Source organism: Tissierella sp. QWL-11 (assembly GCF_058683765.1).
Genome location: NZ_CM178750.1, coordinates 288,001 through 308,843 on the forward strand (window position 1 = coordinate 288,001; position 20,843 = coordinate 308,843).

Sequence of the window (20,843 nt, forward strand, 5' to 3'; positions counted from 1 at the left end):
GGTTGAAATCTATTGAGAGTATACCTAGTCGGAAGCCTACCGTTATCTGAGGACAGGATATGAAAGTATCCCATAAAGAGAGATACAATTTTTTTGTATAACTTAGGTGGCAACGCGAACTCAACCTTCGTCCTATTATTTAGGATGGAGGTTTTTTTGTATTTAAATACAAAGTTTGAGGAGTGATATAATGGCAAGGAGAGATAGTTTTGGTAGTAAATTTGGATCTATTTTAGCTTGTGTGGGTTCAGCTGTAGGTATGGGCAATATATGGCTATTTCCATATAGAGTTGGACAGTTTGGAGGAGTAGCATTTATAATACCTTATGTTTTATTTGTTGGACTTATTGGTTATATTGGAGTAATAGGAGAAATGTCCTTTGGTAGAGCTATGGGAGCAGGGCCATTAGGAGCTTTTAAAAAAGCTTTTAAGATGAGAGGAAAAGATTATGGTGGAGTAATAGGAATGGTCCCTGTAATAGGTTCTTTAGGTATTGCAATAGGATATTCTGTAGTAGTAGGCTGGATATTGAGATTCTTAATCGGATCCTTTACAGGGTCTATGATAAATGCTCCAGATAGCGTAATGTACTTTGTAGAAATTGCAGGACCCTTTGGAAGTATAGTTTGGCATTTAGCTGGTCTAGGGGTATTGCTTATTATTTTATCCTTAGGAGTATCTTCAGGAATAGAAAAAGTAAATAAAATCCTTATGCCTACATTTTTTGCACTATTTTTAATATTAGCCATGAGAGTAGCCTTTTTACCAGGAGCAGTTGAAGGATATAAATTCATGTTTTTACCAAGATGGGGAGCTTTATTAGATGTAAAAACATGGGTATATGCACTTGGTCAAGCTTTTTTTTCTCTTTCTTTAGCAGGCTCAGGCACAGTAGTATATGGATCATACCTTAAAAAGAGTGAAGATATAATTGATAGTGCAAAGTATATAGCAATATTTGATGTTATAGCAGCTATGCTTGCAGCATTAGTAGTAATACCATCAGTATTTGCATATAATCTAGATCCAGCATCTGGACCACCACTAATGTTTATGACACTGCCAGAGGTATTTAAACAGATGCCCCTTGGAAATATATTTGCTATGGTATTTTTTGTAGCTGTATTCTTTGCAGCAGTTACTTCACTTATGAATCTTATGGAAACCCCTATAGAAGCATTACAAGATAAGTTTAAAATGTCTAGATTTAAAGCAGTAGCTACAATAATAGGTCTTACTGCATTCGTGGGAATATTTATAGAAAATGGAGATATAGTTTCGATTTGGATGGATGTATTATCTATATATGTAATTCCAATGGGAGCACTACTTGCAGGAGTAGTATTCTTCTGGGTAGCAGGAGTAGATTTTGCAAGAGAATCAGTTCAAATGGGTAGAAAGGAAAAGATAGGTCCTTGGTTTGAACCCATGACAAAATATCTATTTGTAGGAACAACTATATTTATATATATAATGGGAGTTATATATGGAGGAATAGGATAAAAATAAAAACAGAGCAGAGTTTTAGTCACTCTGTTCTGTTTTTATTTTGATACTTTTCGTATATATCTATATAGGGTAGGGGTTGAAACTTCTAGCTTCTGGGCTACTTCGTTTACAGCTCCTTTTAATTTAAAAACACCCTTTTCATTTAACTGTCTTACAATATCTATTTTTTCTTCTTGATTTAGCCTACTTGGGGGTATATCTAAATAGTCGAAATTTTCTTCTAAAAGATCATCAGTTACATTTGCAATAGAATTTGGGATATTTTCCATGAACTCTGAAGTATGTAGTGAATCGCTCTCAATAGAAGCGTTCTCCATCTGAGTAAGTCTCAATATCTTTTTAGAGAGGTTCACATATTTACTTCCATCGAAATTGATACATAGCATACCAGTTAGATTATTGTCCTTGTCTTTTATAAAGAAGGAAGACGAACGGATTACTTTGTTATTTTTAGTTATACCTTGATTACTTACAATATAGTTGTTGTTTGAAATAGTAGTATCAGATATAAATTTAAAATTTTTATCTCCTAAAGGCTCTTCTATACTTCTACCACTTATATGAGAGTTAGAAAGATAGATTATACTATCTTTCTCACCATCTATATCATGTAGTGCTATTTCGTATTCTGAACCCAATGTCTTAGTTAAGAATTCTGCTAATAAGATATATTGGGATTTTGTTTTATTATCCATTGTGTCAGCTCCATTTCTGTATTCATAACCCTATAAATCAATTTTATCACAATGACAATTGACTTTCATCTTAATAATGCAAAAAGAGACCTAAGGTCGATCTCTTTAGCCTTGTAAATAATCAATTTATATATCTATAGATTTCTTTACCTTATTGTTAGCAATTTGATAATTAGAAAATTTTATAAACTTACTTGACAAATTATTATAATGGTGATAATATTTTATTAAAGATTGAATTGTTGGAAATTTAAGTATCTTCAATAAATTCAAAATCTAATTATAAAAATGGGGGTTTTAATAATGACTGTAAAATATGTACCAGAACCATTTAGAATTAAAATGGTGGAGCCTATTAAGATGTTGACAAGGGAAGAGAGGGAACAAAAGATTAAAGAAGCTAAATATAATTTATTCAGCCTTAAAGGTGAAGATGTTTATATTGACCTTTTAACAGATAGTGGAACTAATGCTATGAGTGATATACAATGGGCTGGAGTTATGCGTGGAGACGAGGCATATGCTGGTGGAAGAAGTTACTTTAATTTAGTAGAAACCTGTCAAGATATATTTGGGTACGAATTTATACAACCAGTTCATCAAGGACGTGCAGCTGAAAAAGTATTGTTTGAACTTTTATTAGGAGAAGGAAAGTATGGAATATCTAATATGTTCTTTGATACTACAAGAGCTCATGTTGAACTAGCAGGAGCAAGGGCAATTGACTGTGTAGTTAAAGAAGCTACAGATCCATCACTTAGGGTTCCTTTTAAAGGGAATATGGATGTTGAAAGATTAGAGGGACTAATAAATGAACATGGAAAAGAGAAAATTGGAGCAGTTGTAATGACTATTACTAATAACTCAGCTGGCGGTCAACCAGTATCTATGAAGAATATGAAGGAAGTTTCAGAAATATGTAAGAAACATGGAATAACTCTTGTAATAGATGCTGCTAGGTTTGCAGAAAATGCTTATTTTGTAAAATTAAGAGAAGAAGGATATAGTGATAAGTCGATTAAAGAGATAACAAAAGAAATGTTTAGTTATGCAGACATATTTACTATGAGTGCTAAAAAAGACGCTATAGTGAACATGGGTGGATTACTTGCAATTAAAGATGATGCAGAGTTATACCAAAAGGTAAAGGGAAGAACCATATCATTTGAAGGATTCACTACTTACGGTGGTTTATCAGGAAGAGATCTTGAAGCTCTATCAATAGGACTCCACGAAGGTTTAAATGAAGACTACCTAGCTTATAGACATGGGCAAATGGAATATCTTGCTTCTAGATTGGATGATGCTGGGATAGCTTATCAATCACCAGTAGGAGGACATGGAGTATTCGTAGATGCGAAAGCATTATTACCTCATATTCCATATAATGAATATCCAGGGCAAGCTTTAGCTGTAGAATTATATAAAGAATCAGGAATTAGAACCTGTGATATAGGTTCATTCATGCTTGGTAATGATCCAGATACTGGAAAGCAACTTAAGGCAGATTTTGAATTTACAAGACTTGCAATTCCAAGAAGAGTATATACTCAATCTCACATAGATATAATGGCAGATGCACTTATTGCTATTAAAGAAAGAGGGAGTGAAGTTAAAGGTTATAGGATTACCTGGGAACCAGAAGTACTTCGTCATTTCCAAGCAAGTTTAGAACCACTTAAATAAGAATTATAATTTATATGGATAATGATTAATCATTATCCATATAAATATAAAAAATATATAAGGGAGAGGGTCTATGGTGGATAAAAACAGGGGGATTAATGATTCTGTAAGTCTTGAAAATGATAACAGAGAAACATTTGGTACAAAGTTTGGCTTCATTTTAGCTTGTGTGGGTTCAGCTGTAGGTATGGGCAATATATGGCTATTTCCATATAGAGTTGGACAGTTTGGGGGAGCTGCATTTTTAATACCATATTTCATATTTGTTGGACTTATTGGTTATATTGGAGTAATAGGAGAAATGTCCTTTGGTAGAGCTATGGGAGCAGGGCCATTAGGAGCTTTTAAAAAAGCTTTTAAGATGAGAGGAAAAGATTATGGTGGAGTAATAGGAATGGTCCCTGTAATAGGTTCTTTAGGTATTGCAATAGGATATTCTGTAGTAGTAGGCTGGATATTGAGATTCTTAATCGGATCCTTTACAGGGTCTATGATAAATGCTCCAGATAGCGTAATGTACTTTGTAGAAATTGCAGGACCCTTTGGAAGTATAGTTTGGCATTTAGCTGGTCTAGGGGTATTGCTTATTATTTTATCCTTAGGAGTATCTTCAGGAATAGAAAAAGTAAATAAAATCCTTATGCCTACATTTTTTGCACTATTTTTAATATTAGCCATGAGAGTAGCCTTTTTACCAGGAGCAGTTGAAGGATATAAATTCATGTTTTTACCAAGATGGGGAGCTTTATTAGATGTAAAAACATGGGTATATGCACTTGGTCAAGCTTTTTTCTCTCTTTCTTTAGCAGGCTCAGGCACAGTAGTATATGGATCATACCTTAAAAAGAGTGAAGATATAATTGATAGTGCAAAGTATATAGCAATATTTGATGTTATAGCAGCTATGCTTGCAGCATTAGTAGTAATACCATCAGTATTCGCATATAATCTAGATCCAGCATCTGGACCACCGCTAATGTTTATGACACTCCCAGAGGTATTTAAACAGATGCCCCTTGGAAATATATTTGCTATAGTATTTTTTGTAGCTGTATTCTTTGCAGCAGTTACTTCACTTATGAATCTTATGGAAACCCCTATAGAGGCATTACAAGATAAGTTTAAAATGTCTAGATTTAAAGCAGTAGCTACAATAATAGGTCTTACTGCACTTGTAGGAATATTTATAGAAAATGGAGATATAGTTTCAATTTGGATGGATGTATTATCTATATATGTAATTCCAATGGGAGCACTACTTGCAGGAGTAGTATTCTTCTGGGTAGCAGGAGTAGATTTTGCAAGAGAATCAGTTCAAATGGGTAGAAAGGAAAAGATAGGTCCTTGGTTTGAACCCATGACAAAGTATCTATTTGTAGGAACGACTATATTTATATATATAATGGGAGTTATATATGGAGGAATAGGATAAAATATTAAAGAGACCTAAGATAGGTCTCTTTAACTTTGCAAATCATCAATTTGTAAATCATCAACTTGTAAATCATCAATTTGTATCTCTATAGGTTTCTTTGGCTTGTTATTAGCAAGTAGATAATTATAAAATTTTATTAAATCATTATTTATAATATTGTAAGAGATATCAATTTTTTGTTCTGTCTCTTGACTTGCTATTAAAAACTCTTCCTTTAAATTTTCGTCCTCCACTAATAAATTTGTCTCTAAATCATAAGTTTTAGAATTAGATGCAAAGTAATAGTGATTTTCATCTACAAAGTCTCCATTAGGAAATGATACTTTGTTTTGTTCTACACTAAATATATCCTTTCCTATTTGATATGGATTAAATATTCCTACCATATTTGCTAGGGTTGGAAATACATCTACCATTCCCATAGGTTTATCTATTTTAGCTGTTATAGTTTTATCCTTTGACCATATTACAAGTGGAGTTTTTCTTATTTGTTTTAAATAGGATTTGTTGATTTTAACATATTCAGGATCTTCTTTATCTTTAAAAACTTCTAAATCTTTATCGTAATTATATATCTTTTCATAATCATCTTTAGATATTTTAGCATGATGATCTCCATATAAAACTACAATTGCATTATCTAAAAGTCCTTGTTCATCCATCCCATTTATGAAGCTCTCAAGGGCCATATCAGCATAGTGATAGGATTTTAAGTAATTTCCTATAGCTGTGTCTTCTAAATAATCTACTGTGAATTCACCATATTTTTCTAAATCATCAAATGGGAAGTGATTTGAAAGAGTTATCAAAGTTGCCATTATAGGCATATTTGTTTCTTCCTTTATTACCTTTAACTTTTCAATAGATTGTTTAAAAAATGATTTATCACTAAGTCCTAGACCTATTTCTTCATCTATTATATAATCCTGTTTATTGAAAAATCTGTCATAACCTAAAGTTTTATGCATTATATTTCTATTCCAAAAATCTCCATTATTACCATGCATACTTAAGGTGTAATAACCTTGTTCTTTAAGTAATTTTTGGATAGTTACATACTCTCTATCTGCATGAGTCATAAAAACTGTACCATTATTTACAGGAAGTAGAGAAGTGCTAAATGTAAATTCTGAATCACTACTTGTGCCTGTAGAGTGTTGAGGATAGAAGTTATTAAAATATAATCCTTCATTAGCCATTTTGTTTAAAAATGGAGTGACTTCTCCTTCAGAAAACTCTAAATCCATAGGAAATGTTTGGGCACTTTCATAGTGGATTACATATATATCTTTGCCTTTAAATATATCTGTATATTCATTAGTATTCTTAGAATTAGAATTAGTGTCTACTAGATTTTCTAACTCACTTGTGAACTCTTCATTGTCTACCTTGGCTTCGCTATTTGCAAGGGCATTTTTTACAAAGTCGGCAGTAGTATAGGAGTAAATTCCAAGTTGTTCTACTAGGTAAGGCCTATTCCACTGTTTTATAAGCCTACTTATATCTGTAGAAGTAAGGGTCAAAGACACCAAAAATAGCATTATACTACCTAATATAAAAGGTCTTATTACTTCTTTTTTATACTTTGTACTCTCTATCTTTTGAAAAAACTCTAGTTTCTTTAATTTTTTAAAGATCAAAATCAAAGTTATAGTAGGTATAAAAAACAATATTATCCCAATATCTAGTGTTTTATACAAGCTACCCTTCATATCTCCCAATTGATCAAATTGTTTTAATAGGGAAAAGGATAAAAATGAATTAAAATGTTTATAATATAAGTAATTGGCACCACTTATAAATCCAAATATTCCAGATAGGATTATATAAACATAGTTTCTATTCTTATAGTTTAAGAATAGAGCTAATATACTTATAATAAGTATTATTGAAACACTTGTTACTACAGGCTTAAATTTAAATGCGTCCCCCAGAGTTAAAGCCCTTAAACTAAAGTCATTAAAAATACCACCTAGTACTAAAAGTATAAGCATAATATTATTTTTAAAATTTGAATATATAGTATTTCTTTTTTTCGTTTTAATATCTTTATTTTTCATTTTAACATCTCTTTCTAAAATATTTTCATTATATTATATCATAATATATTTATATTGCACATTGGTTAATTTTAGGTTACAATTTAGTCATATATATAATAAATTTACAGTTTGACTATTTTTAAAATATAATGTATAATATAGTTTAATTAAATATCAAAGTGTAGAAGGGAAATAGTAAATAAAAAGATCTTTTAGAGAGCCAATGTTTGGTGGAAATTGGTAGATTAAATTATTGAATCCATCCTGGAGCTTGTGACTTTTTAAGTGAACTTTAAAAGTTAATTAGGGTGGCAACGCGGGTAACTCTCGTCCCTAGATTTATATCTAGGGAGCGAGAGTTTTTTTATGACCTAACACAACAAGCGTAGCGAGCAAACAAATCTGAGTTGAAAAGTAGGAGGAGGAAAAGACAATGTTAGATATTAAAAGAATTAGAATGAATAAAGAAGCAGTCAAAGGAGCTTTAGCAAAGAGAAATGGTAATTATAATATAGACCAAGTTTTGGAATTAGATGAAAAAAGAAGAAATATATTAGCGGAAGTAGAAAAGATGAAGGCGGAACAAAATAGAGTTTCAAAAACTATCCCACAGCTTAAAAAAGAGGGAAAGGATACAGAAGAAGTATTTAAAGAAATGAAAGAACTATCTCAAAAGGTAAAGGATGAAAATGCTAAGGTAAAGGATATAGATGTAGAACTTAGAAATATGCTTCTTGAAATTCCAAACACTCCCCATGAAAGTGTTATAATAGGAAAGAGTGATGAGGATAATGTTGAAATTAGAAGACATGGAGAACCAAAAACGTTTAACTTTGAACCAAAGGCCCATTGGGATTTAGGTACTGATTTAGGGATATTAGATTTTGAGAGAGCATCTAAAATTACAGGAGCAAGATTTACATTATTTAAAGGCTTAGGGGCGAAATTAGAGAGGGCAATAATAAACTTTATGGTAGATTTGCATACTGAGGAGCATGGATATACAGAAATGCTTACACCATTTATGGTAAATAGAGATAGTATGACAGGTACAGGTCAACTTCCTAAATTTGAAGATGATATGTTTCATCTACCTAGTAAAGACTATTTCCTAGTACCAACAGCAGAAGTACCACTTACAAACCTTCATAGAGATGAAATATTAGAAGAAGAAGATCTACCTATTTATTATACAGGATATACTCCATGTTTTAGACAAGAAGCAGGAGCTGCAGGGAGAGATACTAGAGGCTTAATTAGAAATCATCAATTTGATAAGGTTGAATTAGTAAAGCTTGCTAAACCAGAAGAATCTTATGATGAATTAGAAAAATTGACATTAAATGCTGAAGAAGTATTAAAGAGATTAAATATTCCATATAGAGTGGTACTTTTAAGTAGTGGAGACTTAGGATTTTCATCTGCTAAGACTTATGACATAGAAGTTTGGATGCCTAGTTATGATAGATATGTAGAAATTTCAAGCTGTAGTAATTTTGAAGATTTTCAAGCTAGAAGGGCTAATCTAAGATATAGAAATGAAGATTCAGGCAATGTAGAATATGTTCATACTTTAAATGGATCAGGCTTAGCTGTAGGAAGAACTTTTGCAGCAATTTTAGAAAACTATCAAAGGGAAGATGGAGGAGTAGATATACCAGAGGCCTTGAGACCTTATTTAGGCAATATAAATAGATTAGAAAAATAAATTTAAATAGAGTAGAATGAATGTCGAAAACCAGCAAATATTCAGATATTTGCTGGTTTTTTATCGCTTTGGTTCATTATTAAAAATTTTTAATCAAATATCACTGGTAAAAACTAGCTGCATATTGTATAATATTAATAAATTATATATTTAGAAAATTGTATAAATTGCTAAATATATAAAAAACATATTCGGAGGGGGATTTATATGTCCAAGAAAACGATTTCTTTACTATTGGTATTTGTATTAGTAACATCATTACTTGTAGGCTGTGGAGGAGATACTACTACAGACGGTGGTGGAGATGGTGGTGGATCAGATGTAAAAGAAACATATATATCTATAGCTACTGGTGGTACAGCTGGTACTTATTATCCATTAGGCGGAGCAATAGCAAAAATCTTTAATGACAATGTTGAAGGGGTAACTGCAAATGCTCAATCAACAGGTGCATCTGTTGAGAATATAGGTTTAGTGGCAAATGGAGAAACTGAAGTTGCATTTGTACAAAGTGATATAACTTATTATGCTTACAGTGGAACTGAAAGTTTTGCTGACAAAGAACCAATAGAAAATGTTCGTGGTATGGCTATGCTTTATCCAGAATTGGTACAGATAATAGCAACTAAAGATTCTGGGATAGAGTCTGTAGAAGACCTAAAAGGGAAAAAAGTGGCAATAGGTGCCCCAGGTTCAGGTACAGAGGCAAATGCTAGACAAATATTAGGAGCTCATGGAATAACTTATGATGATCTTGGAAAAGCAGATTATCTATCATTTGGTGAGGCGGCAGATCAACTTAAAAATAAACAAGTAGATGCAGCTTTTGTAACAGCTGGACTTCCTACTGCTGCAGTAACGGAAGTAGGTCAAACTTCGGATATAGTTGTTGTTCCAATAGAAGAATCTAAAATTGCAGAATTAAGTGAAGAATATCCTTTCTACACTAAGGTAACTATTCCAGCTGGGACTTATAAAAATCAAGATGAAGACAGAGACACAGCTGCTGTTATGGCAATGTTAGTAGTTCCGGAAGAATTAGATGAGGAATTAATGTATAATTTAACCAAGCAATTATTTGAGCAAAGACAAACAATAATAGACACTCATGCTAGAGGAAATGATATTAAATTAGAGACAGCAATAGAAGGTATGCCTATAGAGTTACATCCAGGTGCAGCACGTTATTATGAAGAAGAAGGAATCAAGTAAATCATATAATTGGGTAAGGGGTATTGGAAAAATTTCCAGTACCTTACCCAATTATATAAAATTTTTATCTATTGTATGTATCTTTTTACTTATAATATCATTTGTGCCTATAAAAGTTTTATTAGCAAAGGATTATAAAACAAATGAGTATATAAAATCATGGAAAATTAAAGAAAATGAAATCTTTACTATTTGGTATACTCACTCAGTGCAATTAACCCCTGTAACAGAAACATATAGAGTAGAAGAAGAAAATATAATTTTAACAGATTCTTTTTTTTATTCATTAGGTGCAGGACTTCCTGCCACAACACCTTATAAGTTTAGATTAAAAGATGAAGGATTTGAAATATATGATATCAATCAAAATTTGGAATATCTAGTATATAGAACTGGAGCTGAAAGGGCAAACCATAAATTGATGTTTGAAGATGTGGAATACGATTTTTTAGACTTTTCAAAACCAAGAACTGGGATAAAATTTCAAATAGACAGTATATCTATATTATCATTTATATTAAGGGAGGGTTTTAATTGACAGATAAAAACAATATCACAAATTCAGAAGAAGTCAGAGATGTAGAGAGTCTTATGGAAGAATATGATATGGAAACATCTAGGCTTAGGAAGCTAAAAGGACCTGTGGGAAAGGCTACTACAGTTATAGCCATAGCAATGTCAATTTTTCAATTATATACTGCAGGATTTGGTACTCTTTTATCAGCTAGGCAAAGATCTCTACACATAATGTTTGCATTTACCCTTGGATTATTGTTGTATCCTGCTCGGAAAAAATCTAGAAAAGATAGAGCGCATATATTAGATTTTGTACTTATTGGAATTGTACTTATAGTATTTGGTTATTTATTTATATTTGTAGAAGAAGTAGCTATAAAAGGTGGTATGGCAACTACTACCGACCTTATCTTAGGTGCTACGGCTATAATTTTAACTTTGGAAGTAACTAGAAGGGTAGTAGGACCTGAATTACCTATAGTTTCAATGCTGTTTTTATTGTATGCTAAGGTAGGACCTTCATTACCAAGTTTAATAGCCCATAGAGGATACAGTGTAGAGAGAATAATTTCTCATATGTACTTAACTCTAGAAGGGATAATGGGTATACCTCTAGGTGTATCCGCAACATTTGTATTTATGTTTATATTATTTGGTGCATTTTTAGATAAAACTGGAGTAGGTAAATTCTTTATAGATTTAGCTTATTCTCTTACAGGACATTTAAAGAGTGGGCCAGCAATGACAGCAGTAGTAGCGAGTGGACTTATGGGTTCTATATCTGGTAGTTCAGTTGCAAATACAGTTACTACAGGTGCATTTACCATACCACTTATGAAAAAAACAGGTTATAAACCTCATTTTGCAGGTGCAGTAGAGGCGGCTTCTTCAACAGGAGGACAAATCATGCCTCCGGTAATGGGTGCAGCAGCTTTTATAATGGCGGAGTTCACAAGTATTCCCTATCTACACATAGTAGCGGCAGCAGCCATTCCAGCAACTCTTTACTATTTTGCAGTAGGTACTATGGTTCATTTAGAAGCTTCTAAATTAGGATTAAAGGGACTTCCAAGGGAAGAATTACCTAAATTAGGAAAGATATTAAAAAATGATGGTTATCTTCTTCTACCACTTATTTCAATTATAGCTTTATTGATTATGCAGTACACACCTACTCTATCAGCTTTTATAGCAATAATAATAAGTATAGTGATAGCTTTAGTGGCGAATGCAATTAAAAAGGACAATAGCTTTGGATTAAAAGGTATTCTTGCAGCTCTAGAAGCAGGAGCTAAGGGTTCTGTTGGAGTAGCTTGTGCTTGTGCTTGTGCAGGTATGATAGTTGGAGTAGTTACACTTACAGGTTTAGGACTTAGAGTAGCAGAGCTAATAGTAACACTTGCTCAAGGCAATTTACTTCTTACTCTATTCTTCACAATGATAGCATCAATAATACTTGGAATGGGACTTCCTACTACAGCAAAATATATAGTTCTTGCAACTATGGCTGTTCCGGCTCTATTAAATTTAGGTGTAAACTTAATGGCGGCTCACTTATTTATCCTATACTTTGGAGTAGTAGCAGATATAACTCCTCCAGTAGCGTTGGCAGCATATGCAGGTGCAGGTATAGCAGGTGCTAACTCTATGAAGACTGGTTTCCAAGCATTTAAAATAGCCATAGGAGCATTTATAGTTCCTTATATCTTTGCAGTAGATCCATCTCTTATTTTAGTAGAGGGAATAGTTGATAATCAGATAGTATTTTTACCGTTTTTCAGTGCTATACCAATGATAATATCTTCAATAATAGGTATAGTATGCCTTGCGGCAGCTGTAGAAAACTATCTAGTAACTCATTGTAAGATTTACGAAAGACTAGTACTTGGAGCAGCAGCACTTTTATTATTAAAACCAGGACTATCTACAGATGCTTTTGGTATAGTAGCTCTAGTTGGAGTATACGTCTTACAAAAACAAAGAGAGAAAAAGGTAAGTGCAGCATAGTATATCCACAGTTTTGATAAATTGGAAAGGACATCTGTGGATATTTCTAAAGAAGTTATAGACTTATCCACAATTAAAATTATAATATCATGTAGTAAAATAAAAAAAGTTCTCAGATTTGAAGTCTGGGAATTTTTTTTGGATAATTAAATTTTAAAAAAGGATTTTTTCCTTACATATAGAATATACTAATAAATAGGATTAAATTTTTATTGGGGGGATACTTTGAATAGTAAAAGGAACTTTATAATTTTATTACTTTTCTCTTTAATTATCTTGCTTGGATGTGAAAAAGAGGAGGCATTGGGAACACAGACAATTATTGATAATAGTCATAATGAAATAGATTTAGATAAAATAGATAATTACAATATAAATGTAGATCTAGACTATGAAAAAAAGACTATGAAAGTAGAACAAATTACAACATATATAAATAAGGGAGAATTAGAATTAAATGAAGTATATTTTCATCTTTATCCCAATGCTTTCAAAACATTAGAAGATGCACCTATACTTTTTGAGAATCAAAAACTATATAATTCCTATAAACAGGGATATATAGATTTAAGAAGAGTATCTATAGGAGATGCAGATATAGATTATGAAATAGATGAAAATTTAGAAACTATACTTAAAATAAAATTAGATAAACCTTTAAAAAAAGGAGAAAAAATAGATATATTTTTTGAATATAAGGTAGTATTCCCATCAGTTCAAGAACGATTTGGATATGGAAATAGAGTGATAAACTCTGGAAACTGGTATCCTATAGCTTGTGTTTATGATGAATATGGGTGGAATTTAGACCCATATTATAAGGTGGGAGATCCCTTCTATTCGGATATAAATAATTATGATGTAAAAATTGAGACTGATAAGGATGTTATAATTGCAAGTAGTGGGAATCAAATATCTAATGAGGAAAAAGACGATAAAAAGGTATATGAAATTGAAGGGGAATTGATTCGAGATTTTGCCTTTGTGGCTAGTAAAGACTTTAAAATAGAAGAGACTAAAGTAGATGATACAAATATTAAATTATATTATTTAGATTACGATAGAGATATGATAAAGAAAACTTTAAAAATTACTTCAAATTCAATAAATACTTTTAATAAAAAATTTGGAAAATATCCATATGGGGTGTATTCTGTAGTAATGACAGAATTTCCATCAGGAATGGAGTATCCTGGAATTGTCTTTATTTCAGAAGATGCCTTTAGATTAAAATTGGTAGATATATTAGAGCAATTTATAGTACATGAAACAGCCCATCAGTGGTGGTATGGTTTAGTTGGAAATAATCAAGTAAAAGAAGCTTGGTTAGATGAAGCTCTGACAACTTATTCAGAAACTATATATCAAGAGGAAGTCTATGGAAGAAAAAAAGGCAAAGAGTACTTTCGGGAAAATATATTAATAGGATATGAACACAGTAAAATATATTTAACAGGAGATACAGTTGTAAACAAATCTTTAGATAAATTTTCAAATTGGAATGAGTACAGTATGCTAGTGTATACAAAAGGAGCTATGTTTGTAGATAGACTTAGAAATGAAGTTGGAGAAGAAAAGTTCAGTCAAATTCTAAAAATATATTTTGATAAATATAGGTATAAAAATGCAAGAACAGAGGATTTTATAAAAATAGCCGAAGAAGTCAGTGGGATAAACCTAGATGATTTAGTTGATAAATGGTTATTAGGTAAGTAGGGGAAAAAATTATTTTTACCCATAATTGACAATGAATTAAAATTGTTGTAAAATATATGGGTAAAGTATGCACCCGTAGCTCAGATGGATAGAGCAGTGCCCTCCTAAGGCATGTGCAGGGGTTCAATTCCTCTCGGGTGCGCCAAATGGTGATTTAAATGGATAATTTTTATATGAGACAGGCAATTATACAGGCAAAGAAAGCTTATAGCACCTATGAAGTTCCAGTAGGTGCTATTATTGTATATAAAAACAATATTATAGGATATGGATATAATCAAAGGGAGAGTCTAAAAAGTCCATTAGCTCATGCAGAGATTATGGCTATAGAAATGGCTTCAAAAAATATTAACGCTTGGAGATTATTAGACTGTACCATGTATGTAACACTAGAACCTTGTGCCATGTGTGCAGGGGGAATAGTAAATTCTAGGATAAAGAGATTAGTAATAGGGGCTAAAGATGAAAAAAGAGGGTGTTGTGGTTCGGTTTTAAATCTAGTAGAGCATCCAAAGTTTAATCATAAAGTAGAGTTGGATTTTGGAGTCTTAGAGGAAGAGTGCAGAGGACTATTGCAAAGTTTCTTCAAAAAATTGAGAAAAAACAAAAAAATAACTCATAAGACTTGACAAAAGTCCTTTATCCCTTTATAGTAAGAATAATATACTAAAAAAGGAGGTAAAAGACAATGGAGAAAAGAGAAGGTTTTGGTTCCAGGTTCGGAATTTTAGCGGCATCAATAGGATCTGCAATAGGACTTGGAAATATTTGGAGATTTCCCTATGTTACAGGTAAATATGGAGGAGGTGCCTTTCTGATTATTTACCTAGCCATAGTTGCAGTTATAGGATTGCCTTTGATGTTAAGTGAATTTGTAATTGGTAGAGAAGGACAAAGCGATGCAATAGGCTCGTTTAAAAAATTAGATTCTAAAAAACCCTGGTATCTATCAGGAGTACTAGGAGTATTGGCAGCATTTTTTATATTATCTTATTATGGAGTTGTAGCAGGTTGGACTTTAGAGTATGTAATGAGCTCTATTACAAATAGTTTTGCAGGACAATCAGCTGAAGGTATTGAAAATATGTTTGTAAACTTTATAACACACCCTATTAAACCAGTTTTCTGGCAGATTACATTTATGTTAATAACAGGATTAATAGTTGCAACAGGGGTTCAAAAGGGAATCGAAAAATTTGCTAAGATAATGGTACCAATGCTATTATTAATAATTATTATATTAGATATTAAGGCCCTTAGCCTACCAGGCAGTATGGAGGGAATTAAATTTTTATTTAAGCCAGATTTTTCTAAAATAGATGGAACGGTAGTCTTAGGAGCTCTAGGTCATGCTTTTTACTCTTTAAGTCTTGGTATGGGGATTATGATAACTTATGGTTCCTATATAGGTAAAAAGGAGAATCTAGGAAAAACTGCATTACAGATATCTATAATGGACACGATAATAGCTCTACTTGCAGGAATAGCTATATTTCCAGCAGTCTTTGCTTATGGAGTAGACCCTAGTCAAGGAGCTGGATTAGTATTTATAACACTACCAAATGTATTTAATCAAATGGCAGGAGGATATTTCTTTAGTATACTATTCTTTATACTTTTAGCATTGGCAGCCCTTACAAGTACTATGTCACTACTTGAGGTTGTAGTAGCTTATCTAGTAGATAGCTTTAAGATGCAGAGGAAAAAAGCCACAATACTATCCTTTATATCTATTACATTTGTAGGAGTATTTGCTTCACTTTCTCAAGGACCATTATCTCATATAAAAATATTTGGGGATAACTTCTTTGATTTTTTAGACAATACAACTGCAAATTATTTTTTAACAACAGCAGCACTTATAAGCGTTGTATTCTTAGGTTGGTTTTTTGATAGAAAAACAGTGGAAAATCAACTTACAAATGAAGGTAGTATAAAGGTGAGATATATAAATGCTTTTTATACAATTATCAGATATATAGCACCTATAGGAATTGTACTGGTATTCTTATATCAATTAGGTGTATTTGGAAAGATAGACTAAAAAAATCGATAAGCTTTAGCTTATCGATTTTCTTTTATTAATTTGTCTTTTACATTCCAAAGGTCTTTAGATAAATCCACTATATATTCATGGGGATTTTCAAATCTCTTCACTTCATCCCATAGAAGATCTATTTGTTCCATAGAATATTCTCTTATATCTTTTATATTTGGTTCCTCATAGACTTGAACTCCATTTTCAAATATCTTTACCAATAATTCCTTAGCGTAAAAATTATCTAGAGTTTTTCTCTTCCAAGTAAATAAAGGGTGAAATAGCTCATAGGGCTTTGAATCATCTACTACTTCATCGTGTAGAGTTATTAAATCTGCCATGGCTTTATTGGTAGTTTTATCAAATAGTCTATATATTTTTTTAAACCCAGGAGTTGTTATCTTACCTACATTTTCACTTATTTTAATTTTAGGGATTAGTTTACCATTTTCTTCTATAGTAGTAAGCTTATATACTCCACCAAATATAGGTTCTGACTTCGCAGTAATAAGCCTTTCACCCACACCAAAGCTATCAATCTTCGCTCCTTGATTTATCAAATCTCTAATGATATATTCATCTAATCCACTTGATGCCATTATGGTACAATCACTAAATCCTGCATCATCCAACATTTTTCTAGCTTCTTTAGAAAGATAGGCAATATCACCACTATCTATTCGGATCCCCTTAGGTCTAAAACCTCTAGGTATTATTTCTTCATTGAAAGTTTTTATAGCATTTGGTACACCGGTTTTTAAAACATTATAAGTATCCACTAGTAAATAGCAATCATCAGGATAAACTCTTGCATAAGCTCTAAATGCTTCTAATTCAGAGTCAAACATTTGAATCCAACTGTGTGCCATAGTTCCTAAAGCAGGTATTTCCAAATCTCTATCTACAATAGTATTTGCAGTTCCTAAACAGCCTCCTATATATGAAGCTCTAGCACCTAGAATAGCTGCATCATAACTATGAGATCTTCTACTACCAAATTCTATTACAGGTCGATTATCAGCTGCTCTAACTATTCTATTTGCTTTAGTTGCTATTAAAGATTGATGATTTATAGTAAGTAAGATCATAGTTTCTATAAGTTGAGCTTGGATGACAGGTCCTCTTACTATTACTATAGGTTCTCTGGGAAATATAGGAGTACCTTCGGGAATTGCCCATACATCACATGAAAATTTAAAATTTTCTAAGTAGTTTAAAAATCTTTCTCCAAACATGTTTCTACTTCTAAAATAATCTATGTCTTCTTTTGAAAATTTTAAATTATTTAGATAGTCAATTATTTGCTCGACTCCTGCCATTATAGCAAATCCACCATCATCAGGAATAGATCTAAAGAACATATCAAAATAGGCTGTTTTTTCTGCCATTTGATTTTCTAAATATCCATTTGCCATAGTAAATTCATAAAAATCTGCCAGCATAGTCAAGTTTCTTTCTTCGCTCCAATTAAGTTTGCTCATGTTTTTCTCCTTTTAAGTTATTAAGACAATTATAGACAAAATATCCTGTAAATTCAACTAGAAGTTCAAAAATATAAATAGGTGATCTCCTAATATACATTATTGGAAATCACCTATCAATTTAGATAAAACTTATTGAGACAAAACCATCCTAAACATTTTGATTCTATCGATTCTTCTATGCTTACCTACTCCTTAATTCAATTACTTTTATTTAAAATGCTATGACATTCTTAAACATTTTAAATAAAGAGCTTTTACCATTTACTAAATTTGTTACTTTATTTTTACATCTTTCCTAATCAATCTCTAATTCTCTATTAATTTGTACTTGTTACTTTTTCATTTAATTCTTTACTAAATGTTTAGTACAGTCACCCCAACAAGCTTTATTTGCACAACCATTATTTAAATCACATTTTAAGTGAAGGGATATAAACTAAGAATACTGTTAATGGTTGTATTTATATTATACCCAATATATTTATTTTAAACATTTATTTTAAATATTTATTTAAAATAAATGTTTATTTATTTAACAAAGCCTTTCCTTTAGAGGTTATCTTGTACATCTTTATGGGGGTTGTATTGCAAGAAGAAAGGGCACAGCTGCTACATTTAGTTTTGCAAGTAGGTGACCCTAAATCTTCTTGTAAATAATTCATTCTTATTAATTGTTGTATTAAATCTTCTAATACTGATTCATTTATATTTAAATCTTTACTAATTTTAGATTTTAAAAGAGCACCAGATTCATCCATAGATCTTAAAACATCTTTTAACATAAGATCATCTCCTAAAGAATAAATAAACTACCTATTTGATATACTAAAACTGCTCCTAACCACCCTAAGAAGAAAGTATATAAAGCCATAAATATGGCCCATTTATACGAGTTTGTCTCACTTTTTACAGTAGCTATAACTGCTGCACAAGGAGTATATAAAAGCACCATTACCATAAAGCTTACTGCACTCAATGGAGTAAAAGCATTTTGAATTGCAGTTATAAGTTCTTTACCCTCAGTTACTCCAGCATACACCATACCAAGTACCGCTACTACAGACTCTTTAGCTGCAATACCTGCAAAAAGGCTTACACTAGCTTGCCAAGTTCCAAAACCAGCAGGCTTGAATATAGGAGCTATAAAAGTACCTACCATTCCTAAAACACTTTCCTGACTATAGGGCTCTACACCAAGAGGAAGTCTTGAGAAAACCCAAAGTAGAGAAACTACGGCAAATATAATAGTTCCTGCCTTTTTTAAGAAGCTCCAAACTTTCTCCCACATATCTCTTAGGACATATTTTAAAGCAGGTATTCTATAAGGAGGTAATTCCATGATAAATTCTGAGGATTCTCCTTTAAATAAGGTTTTGCTAAATATTTTACCCATTATTAAAGCTACTAAAATTCCTAAAAAGTATATACTAAACATTACAAGTCCCCCATTATCTGGGAAAAATGCTGCTATAAATACTAGATATATTGGAATTCTTGCACCACATGACATAAATGGATTTATAAGTAGAGCTATCATCCTATCTTTTTTATTATCTAAGGTTCTTGTTGCCATAATTCCTGGGACATTGCAACCAAAACCTACGATCATGGAGATAAAAGTTTTCCCTTGAAGTCCCAATGCTCTCATTATAGTATCCATTATATATGCTGCTCTTGCCATATATCCTATATCTTCCAAAATACCTATAAAAAAATAAAGAGTCATAATTAGGGGTACAAACTCAACAACTGTACCAACTCCTCCTATAAAACCTTCAGATATAAAGGAGATAAAAAGTGCCGGTGCATTTATACTCTCTAAGAGTCCTACTAAAATATTACCTATTCCTTCTACTAAAGATGCTGCAAAACCTCCCAAAAGTTCCTCGCCTATTAAAAATGTAAGCTGAAAAACAGTAAACATTATAATTGCAAATATTGGTAGTCCAAACCACTTATGTGTTATTATATGATCTACTTTATCTATAAAGGTCTCTTCATAGTTTTCTGGTTTAATTAGACTACCGACTAATATATTTTTTATAAACTCATATCTTTTGTCTATAATTTCAAGTTCATAGTCAAAGGAGGAGTCTTTTAATTCTTCAATTTTATTATTTAAAATAGGGGAAGCTTTTCCTTTCAGAAGATTTAAAATAGCAGGATCTTTTTCTAAAACCTTTAAAGCCAGCCAATTTTTAGGATAATTTAAGTTTAAATCATCTAATAATGGGGTTAGGACTTTTATTTCTTCATTTACTTTTTGTCCATACTCTATGTCTTTGCCTATATACTTGCTTTTATGAATATAATCATGAGCTTCTTTTAATAATTCATCTAATCCCTTTTCCTTTAGTGCGATGGTGGGGATTATGGGAACACCTAGTTTTTTAGATAGGCTTTTTAAATCTATATCAATATTCTTAGCCTTAGCTTCGTCCATCATATTTAATGCAAGTATTACTTTTGTATCCATTTCTAAAATTTGGGTTGTAAGATATAAATTTCTCTCTATATTTGTTGCATCTATAACATTTATAACTACATCAGGGTTTCCTTTTAAAATAAAATCCCTTGAAATTACTTCATCTTCAGAATACGCGCCCAAACTATAAGTACCAGGTAGATCTACAATATTAAATAATTCATCCTTATATTTAACTTTTCCTTCTTTTTTTTCAACTGTAACTCCAGGCCAATTTCCAACATGTTGATTTGAACCTGTTAATGCATTAAAAAGAGTAGTCTTCCCTGAATTAGGGTTTCCTACCAATGCAATTGTATGCATAACATT

General features: G+C 31.7%; 15 protein-coding genes, 1 tRNA gene and 2 other annotated features (1 of these 18 running past the window's edge). Of the genes, 11 read left to right on the top strand and 5 right to left on the bottom strand.

Annotation, left to right across the window (positions count from 1 at the left end; genetic code table 11):
• Positions 1–138, top strand: a binding site (T-box leader); it begins 107 nt to the left of the window's first position.
• A gap of 52 nt (positions 139–190) precedes the next feature.
• On the top strand, positions 191–1,504 hold the full coding sequence (locus AC4PG3_RS01435) for a sodium-dependent transporter (protein WP_492197304.1): 1,314 nt from the start codon (positions 191–193) through the stop codon (positions 1,502–1,504).
• A gap of 41 nt (positions 1,505–1,545) precedes the next feature.
• Here the strand turns inward: AC4PG3_RS01435 and AC4PG3_RS01440 are convergent, their stop codons facing one another.
• Positions 1,546–2,205, bottom strand: a complete 660-nt coding sequence (locus tag AC4PG3_RS01440) for a helix-turn-helix transcriptional regulator (protein ID WP_492197305.1) — start codon at positions 2,203–2,205, stop codon at positions 1,546–1,548.
• A gap of 303 nt (positions 2,206–2,508) precedes the next feature.
• Between AC4PG3_RS01440 and AC4PG3_RS01445 the strand changes: the two genes are divergently transcribed.
• Together AC4PG3_RS01445 and AC4PG3_RS01450 are read left to right on the top strand one after the other, a co-directional pair.
• A complete protein-coding gene (locus AC4PG3_RS01445) occupies positions 2,509–3,891 on the top strand; it encodes a tryptophanase (protein WP_492197306.1) in 1,383 nt (460 codons plus the stop codon).
• A 73-nt stretch (positions 3,892–3,964) separates the two neighbouring features.
• Positions 3,965–5,323 (top strand): sodium-dependent transporter, encoded by a 1,359-nt coding sequence (locus tag AC4PG3_RS01450; protein ID WP_492197307.1) that lies wholly within the window; start codon positions 3,965–3,967, stop codon positions 5,321–5,323.
• Between the two features lie 29 nt (positions 5,324–5,352).
• On the opposite strand, the gene AC4PG3_RS01455 is transcribed toward AC4PG3_RS01450, so the two are convergent.
• A complete protein-coding gene (locus AC4PG3_RS01455) occupies positions 5,353–7,386 on the bottom strand; it encodes an LTA synthase family protein (RefSeq protein WP_492197308.1) in 2,034 nt (677 codons plus the stop codon).
• 155 nt (positions 7,387–7,541) lie between these two features.
• Positions 7,542–7,706: a binding site (T-box leader), on the top strand.
• A 95-nt stretch (positions 7,707–7,801) separates the two neighbouring features.
• Here AC4PG3_RS01455 and serS point away from each other — a divergent pair.
• The 8 genes from serS (at position 7,802) to AC4PG3_RS01495 (ending at position 16,571) form a co-directional block, all read left to right on the top strand.
• On the top strand, positions 7,802–9,076 hold the full coding sequence (gene serS, locus AC4PG3_RS01460) for a serine--tRNA ligase (RefSeq protein WP_492197309.1): 1,275 nt from the start codon (positions 7,802–7,804) through the stop codon (positions 9,074–9,076).
• Positions 9,077–9,283: 207 nt separating this feature from the next.
• On the top strand, positions 9,284–10,288 hold the full coding sequence (locus AC4PG3_RS01465; RefSeq protein ID WP_492197310.1) for a TAXI family TRAP transporter solute-binding subunit: 1,005 nt from the start codon (positions 9,284–9,286) through the stop codon (positions 10,286–10,288).
• Complete coding sequence (locus AC4PG3_RS01470) at positions 10,266–10,826, top strand: DUF1850 domain-containing protein (RefSeq protein WP_492197311.1); 561 nt, start codon at positions 10,266–10,268, stop codon at positions 10,824–10,826. The genes AC4PG3_RS01465 and AC4PG3_RS01470 overlap by 23 nt, the downstream gene beginning before the upstream one ends.
• A complete protein-coding gene (locus tag AC4PG3_RS01475; RefSeq protein ID WP_492197312.1) occupies positions 10,823–12,811 on the top strand; it encodes a TRAP transporter permease in 1,989 nt (662 codons plus the stop codon). The genes AC4PG3_RS01470 and AC4PG3_RS01475 overlap by 4 nt, the downstream gene beginning before the upstream one ends.
• Before the next feature lie 225 nt (positions 12,812–13,036).
• Complete coding sequence (locus tag AC4PG3_RS01480; protein WP_492197313.1) at positions 13,037–14,527, top strand: M1 family metallopeptidase; 1,491 nt, start codon at positions 13,037–13,039, stop codon at positions 14,525–14,527.
• Between the two features lie 69 nt (positions 14,528–14,596).
• Positions 14,597–14,672: transfer RNA gene (locus AC4PG3_RS01485), tRNA-Arg, on the top strand.
• A gap of 13 nt (positions 14,673–14,685) precedes the next feature.
• Positions 14,686–15,156 carry a tRNA adenosine(34) deaminase TadA gene (tadA, locus tag AC4PG3_RS01490; RefSeq protein WP_492197314.1) on the top strand — a complete coding sequence of 157 codons (471 nt, stop codon included), beginning with the start codon at positions 14,686–14,688 and terminating at the stop codon, positions 15,154–15,156.
• A 59-nt stretch (positions 15,157–15,215) separates the two neighbouring features.
• Entirely contained in the window at positions 15,216–16,571 is a 1,356-nt protein-coding gene (locus tag AC4PG3_RS01495; protein ID WP_492197315.1) for a sodium-dependent transporter, read from the top strand.
• Positions 16,572–16,591: 20 nt separating this feature from the next.
• Here AC4PG3_RS01495 and AC4PG3_RS01500 read toward each other — a convergent pair whose 3' ends face one another.
• From AC4PG3_RS01500 to feoB, 3 genes are all read right to left on the bottom strand, one after another.
• Complete coding sequence (locus tag AC4PG3_RS01500; RefSeq protein WP_492197316.1) at positions 16,592–18,046, bottom strand: nicotinate phosphoribosyltransferase; 1,455 nt, start codon at positions 18,044–18,046, stop codon at positions 16,592–16,594.
• Positions 18,047–18,573: 527 nt separating this feature from the next.
• Positions 18,574–18,831, bottom strand: a complete 258-nt coding sequence (locus AC4PG3_RS01505; RefSeq protein ID WP_492197317.1) for a FeoC-like transcriptional regulator — start codon at positions 18,829–18,831, stop codon at positions 18,574–18,576.
• A gap of 11 nt (positions 18,832–18,842) precedes the next feature.
• Positions 18,843–20,837: a ferrous iron transport protein B gene (feoB, locus tag AC4PG3_RS01510; protein ID WP_492197318.1), complete on the bottom strand. Its 1,995-nt coding sequence runs from the start codon at positions 20,835–20,837 to the stop codon at positions 18,843–18,845.
• Positions 20,838–20,843: the final 6 nt, after the last annotated feature.

Excerpts from the sequence above, each read along its gene's own strand:
- AC4PG3_RS01455 (WP_492197308.1), bottom strand. The coding sequence starts at position 7,386 with ATGAAAAATAAAGATATTAAAACGAAAAAAAGAAATACTATATATTCA.
- feoB (WP_492197318.1), bottom strand. The coding sequence starts at position 20,837 with ATGCATACAATTGCATTGGTAGGAAACCCTAATTCAGGGAAGACTACT.
- serS (WP_492197309.1), top strand. The coding sequence starts at position 7,802 with ATGTTAGATATTAAAAGAATTAGAATGAATAAAGAAGCAGTCAAAGGA.
- AC4PG3_RS01440 (WP_492197305.1), bottom strand. The coding sequence starts at position 2,205 with ATGGATAATAAAACAAAATCCCAATATATCTTATTAGCAGAATTCTTA.
- AC4PG3_RS01505 (WP_492197317.1), bottom strand. The coding sequence starts at position 18,831 with ATGTTAAAAGATGTTTTAAGATCTATGGATGAATCTGGTGCTCTTTTA.
- tadA (WP_492197314.1), top strand. The coding sequence starts at position 14,686 with ATGGATAATTTTTATATGAGACAGGCAATTATACAGGCAAAGAAAGCT.
- AC4PG3_RS01450 (WP_492197307.1), top strand. The coding sequence starts at position 3,965 with ATGGTGGATAAAAACAGGGGGATTAATGATTCTGTAAGTCTTGAAAAT.
- AC4PG3_RS01470 (WP_492197311.1), top strand. The coding sequence starts at position 10,266 with ATGAAGAAGAAGGAATCAAGTAAATCATATAATTGGGTAAGGGGTATT.
- AC4PG3_RS01435 (WP_492197304.1), top strand. The coding sequence starts at position 191 with ATGGCAAGGAGAGATAGTTTTGGTAGTAAATTTGGATCTATTTTAGCT.
- AC4PG3_RS01465 (WP_492197310.1), top strand. The coding sequence starts at position 9,284 with ATGTCCAAGAAAACGATTTCTTTACTATTGGTATTTGTATTAGTAACA.
- AC4PG3_RS01500 (WP_492197316.1), bottom strand. The coding sequence starts at position 18,046 with ATGAGCAAACTTAATTGGAGCGAAGAAAGAAACTTGACTATGCTGGCA.
- AC4PG3_RS01445 (WP_492197306.1), top strand. The coding sequence starts at position 2,509 with ATGACTGTAAAATATGTACCAGAACCATTTAGAATTAAAATGGTGGAG.
- AC4PG3_RS01495 (WP_492197315.1), top strand. The coding sequence starts at position 15,216 with ATGGAGAAAAGAGAAGGTTTTGGTTCCAGGTTCGGAATTTTAGCGGCA.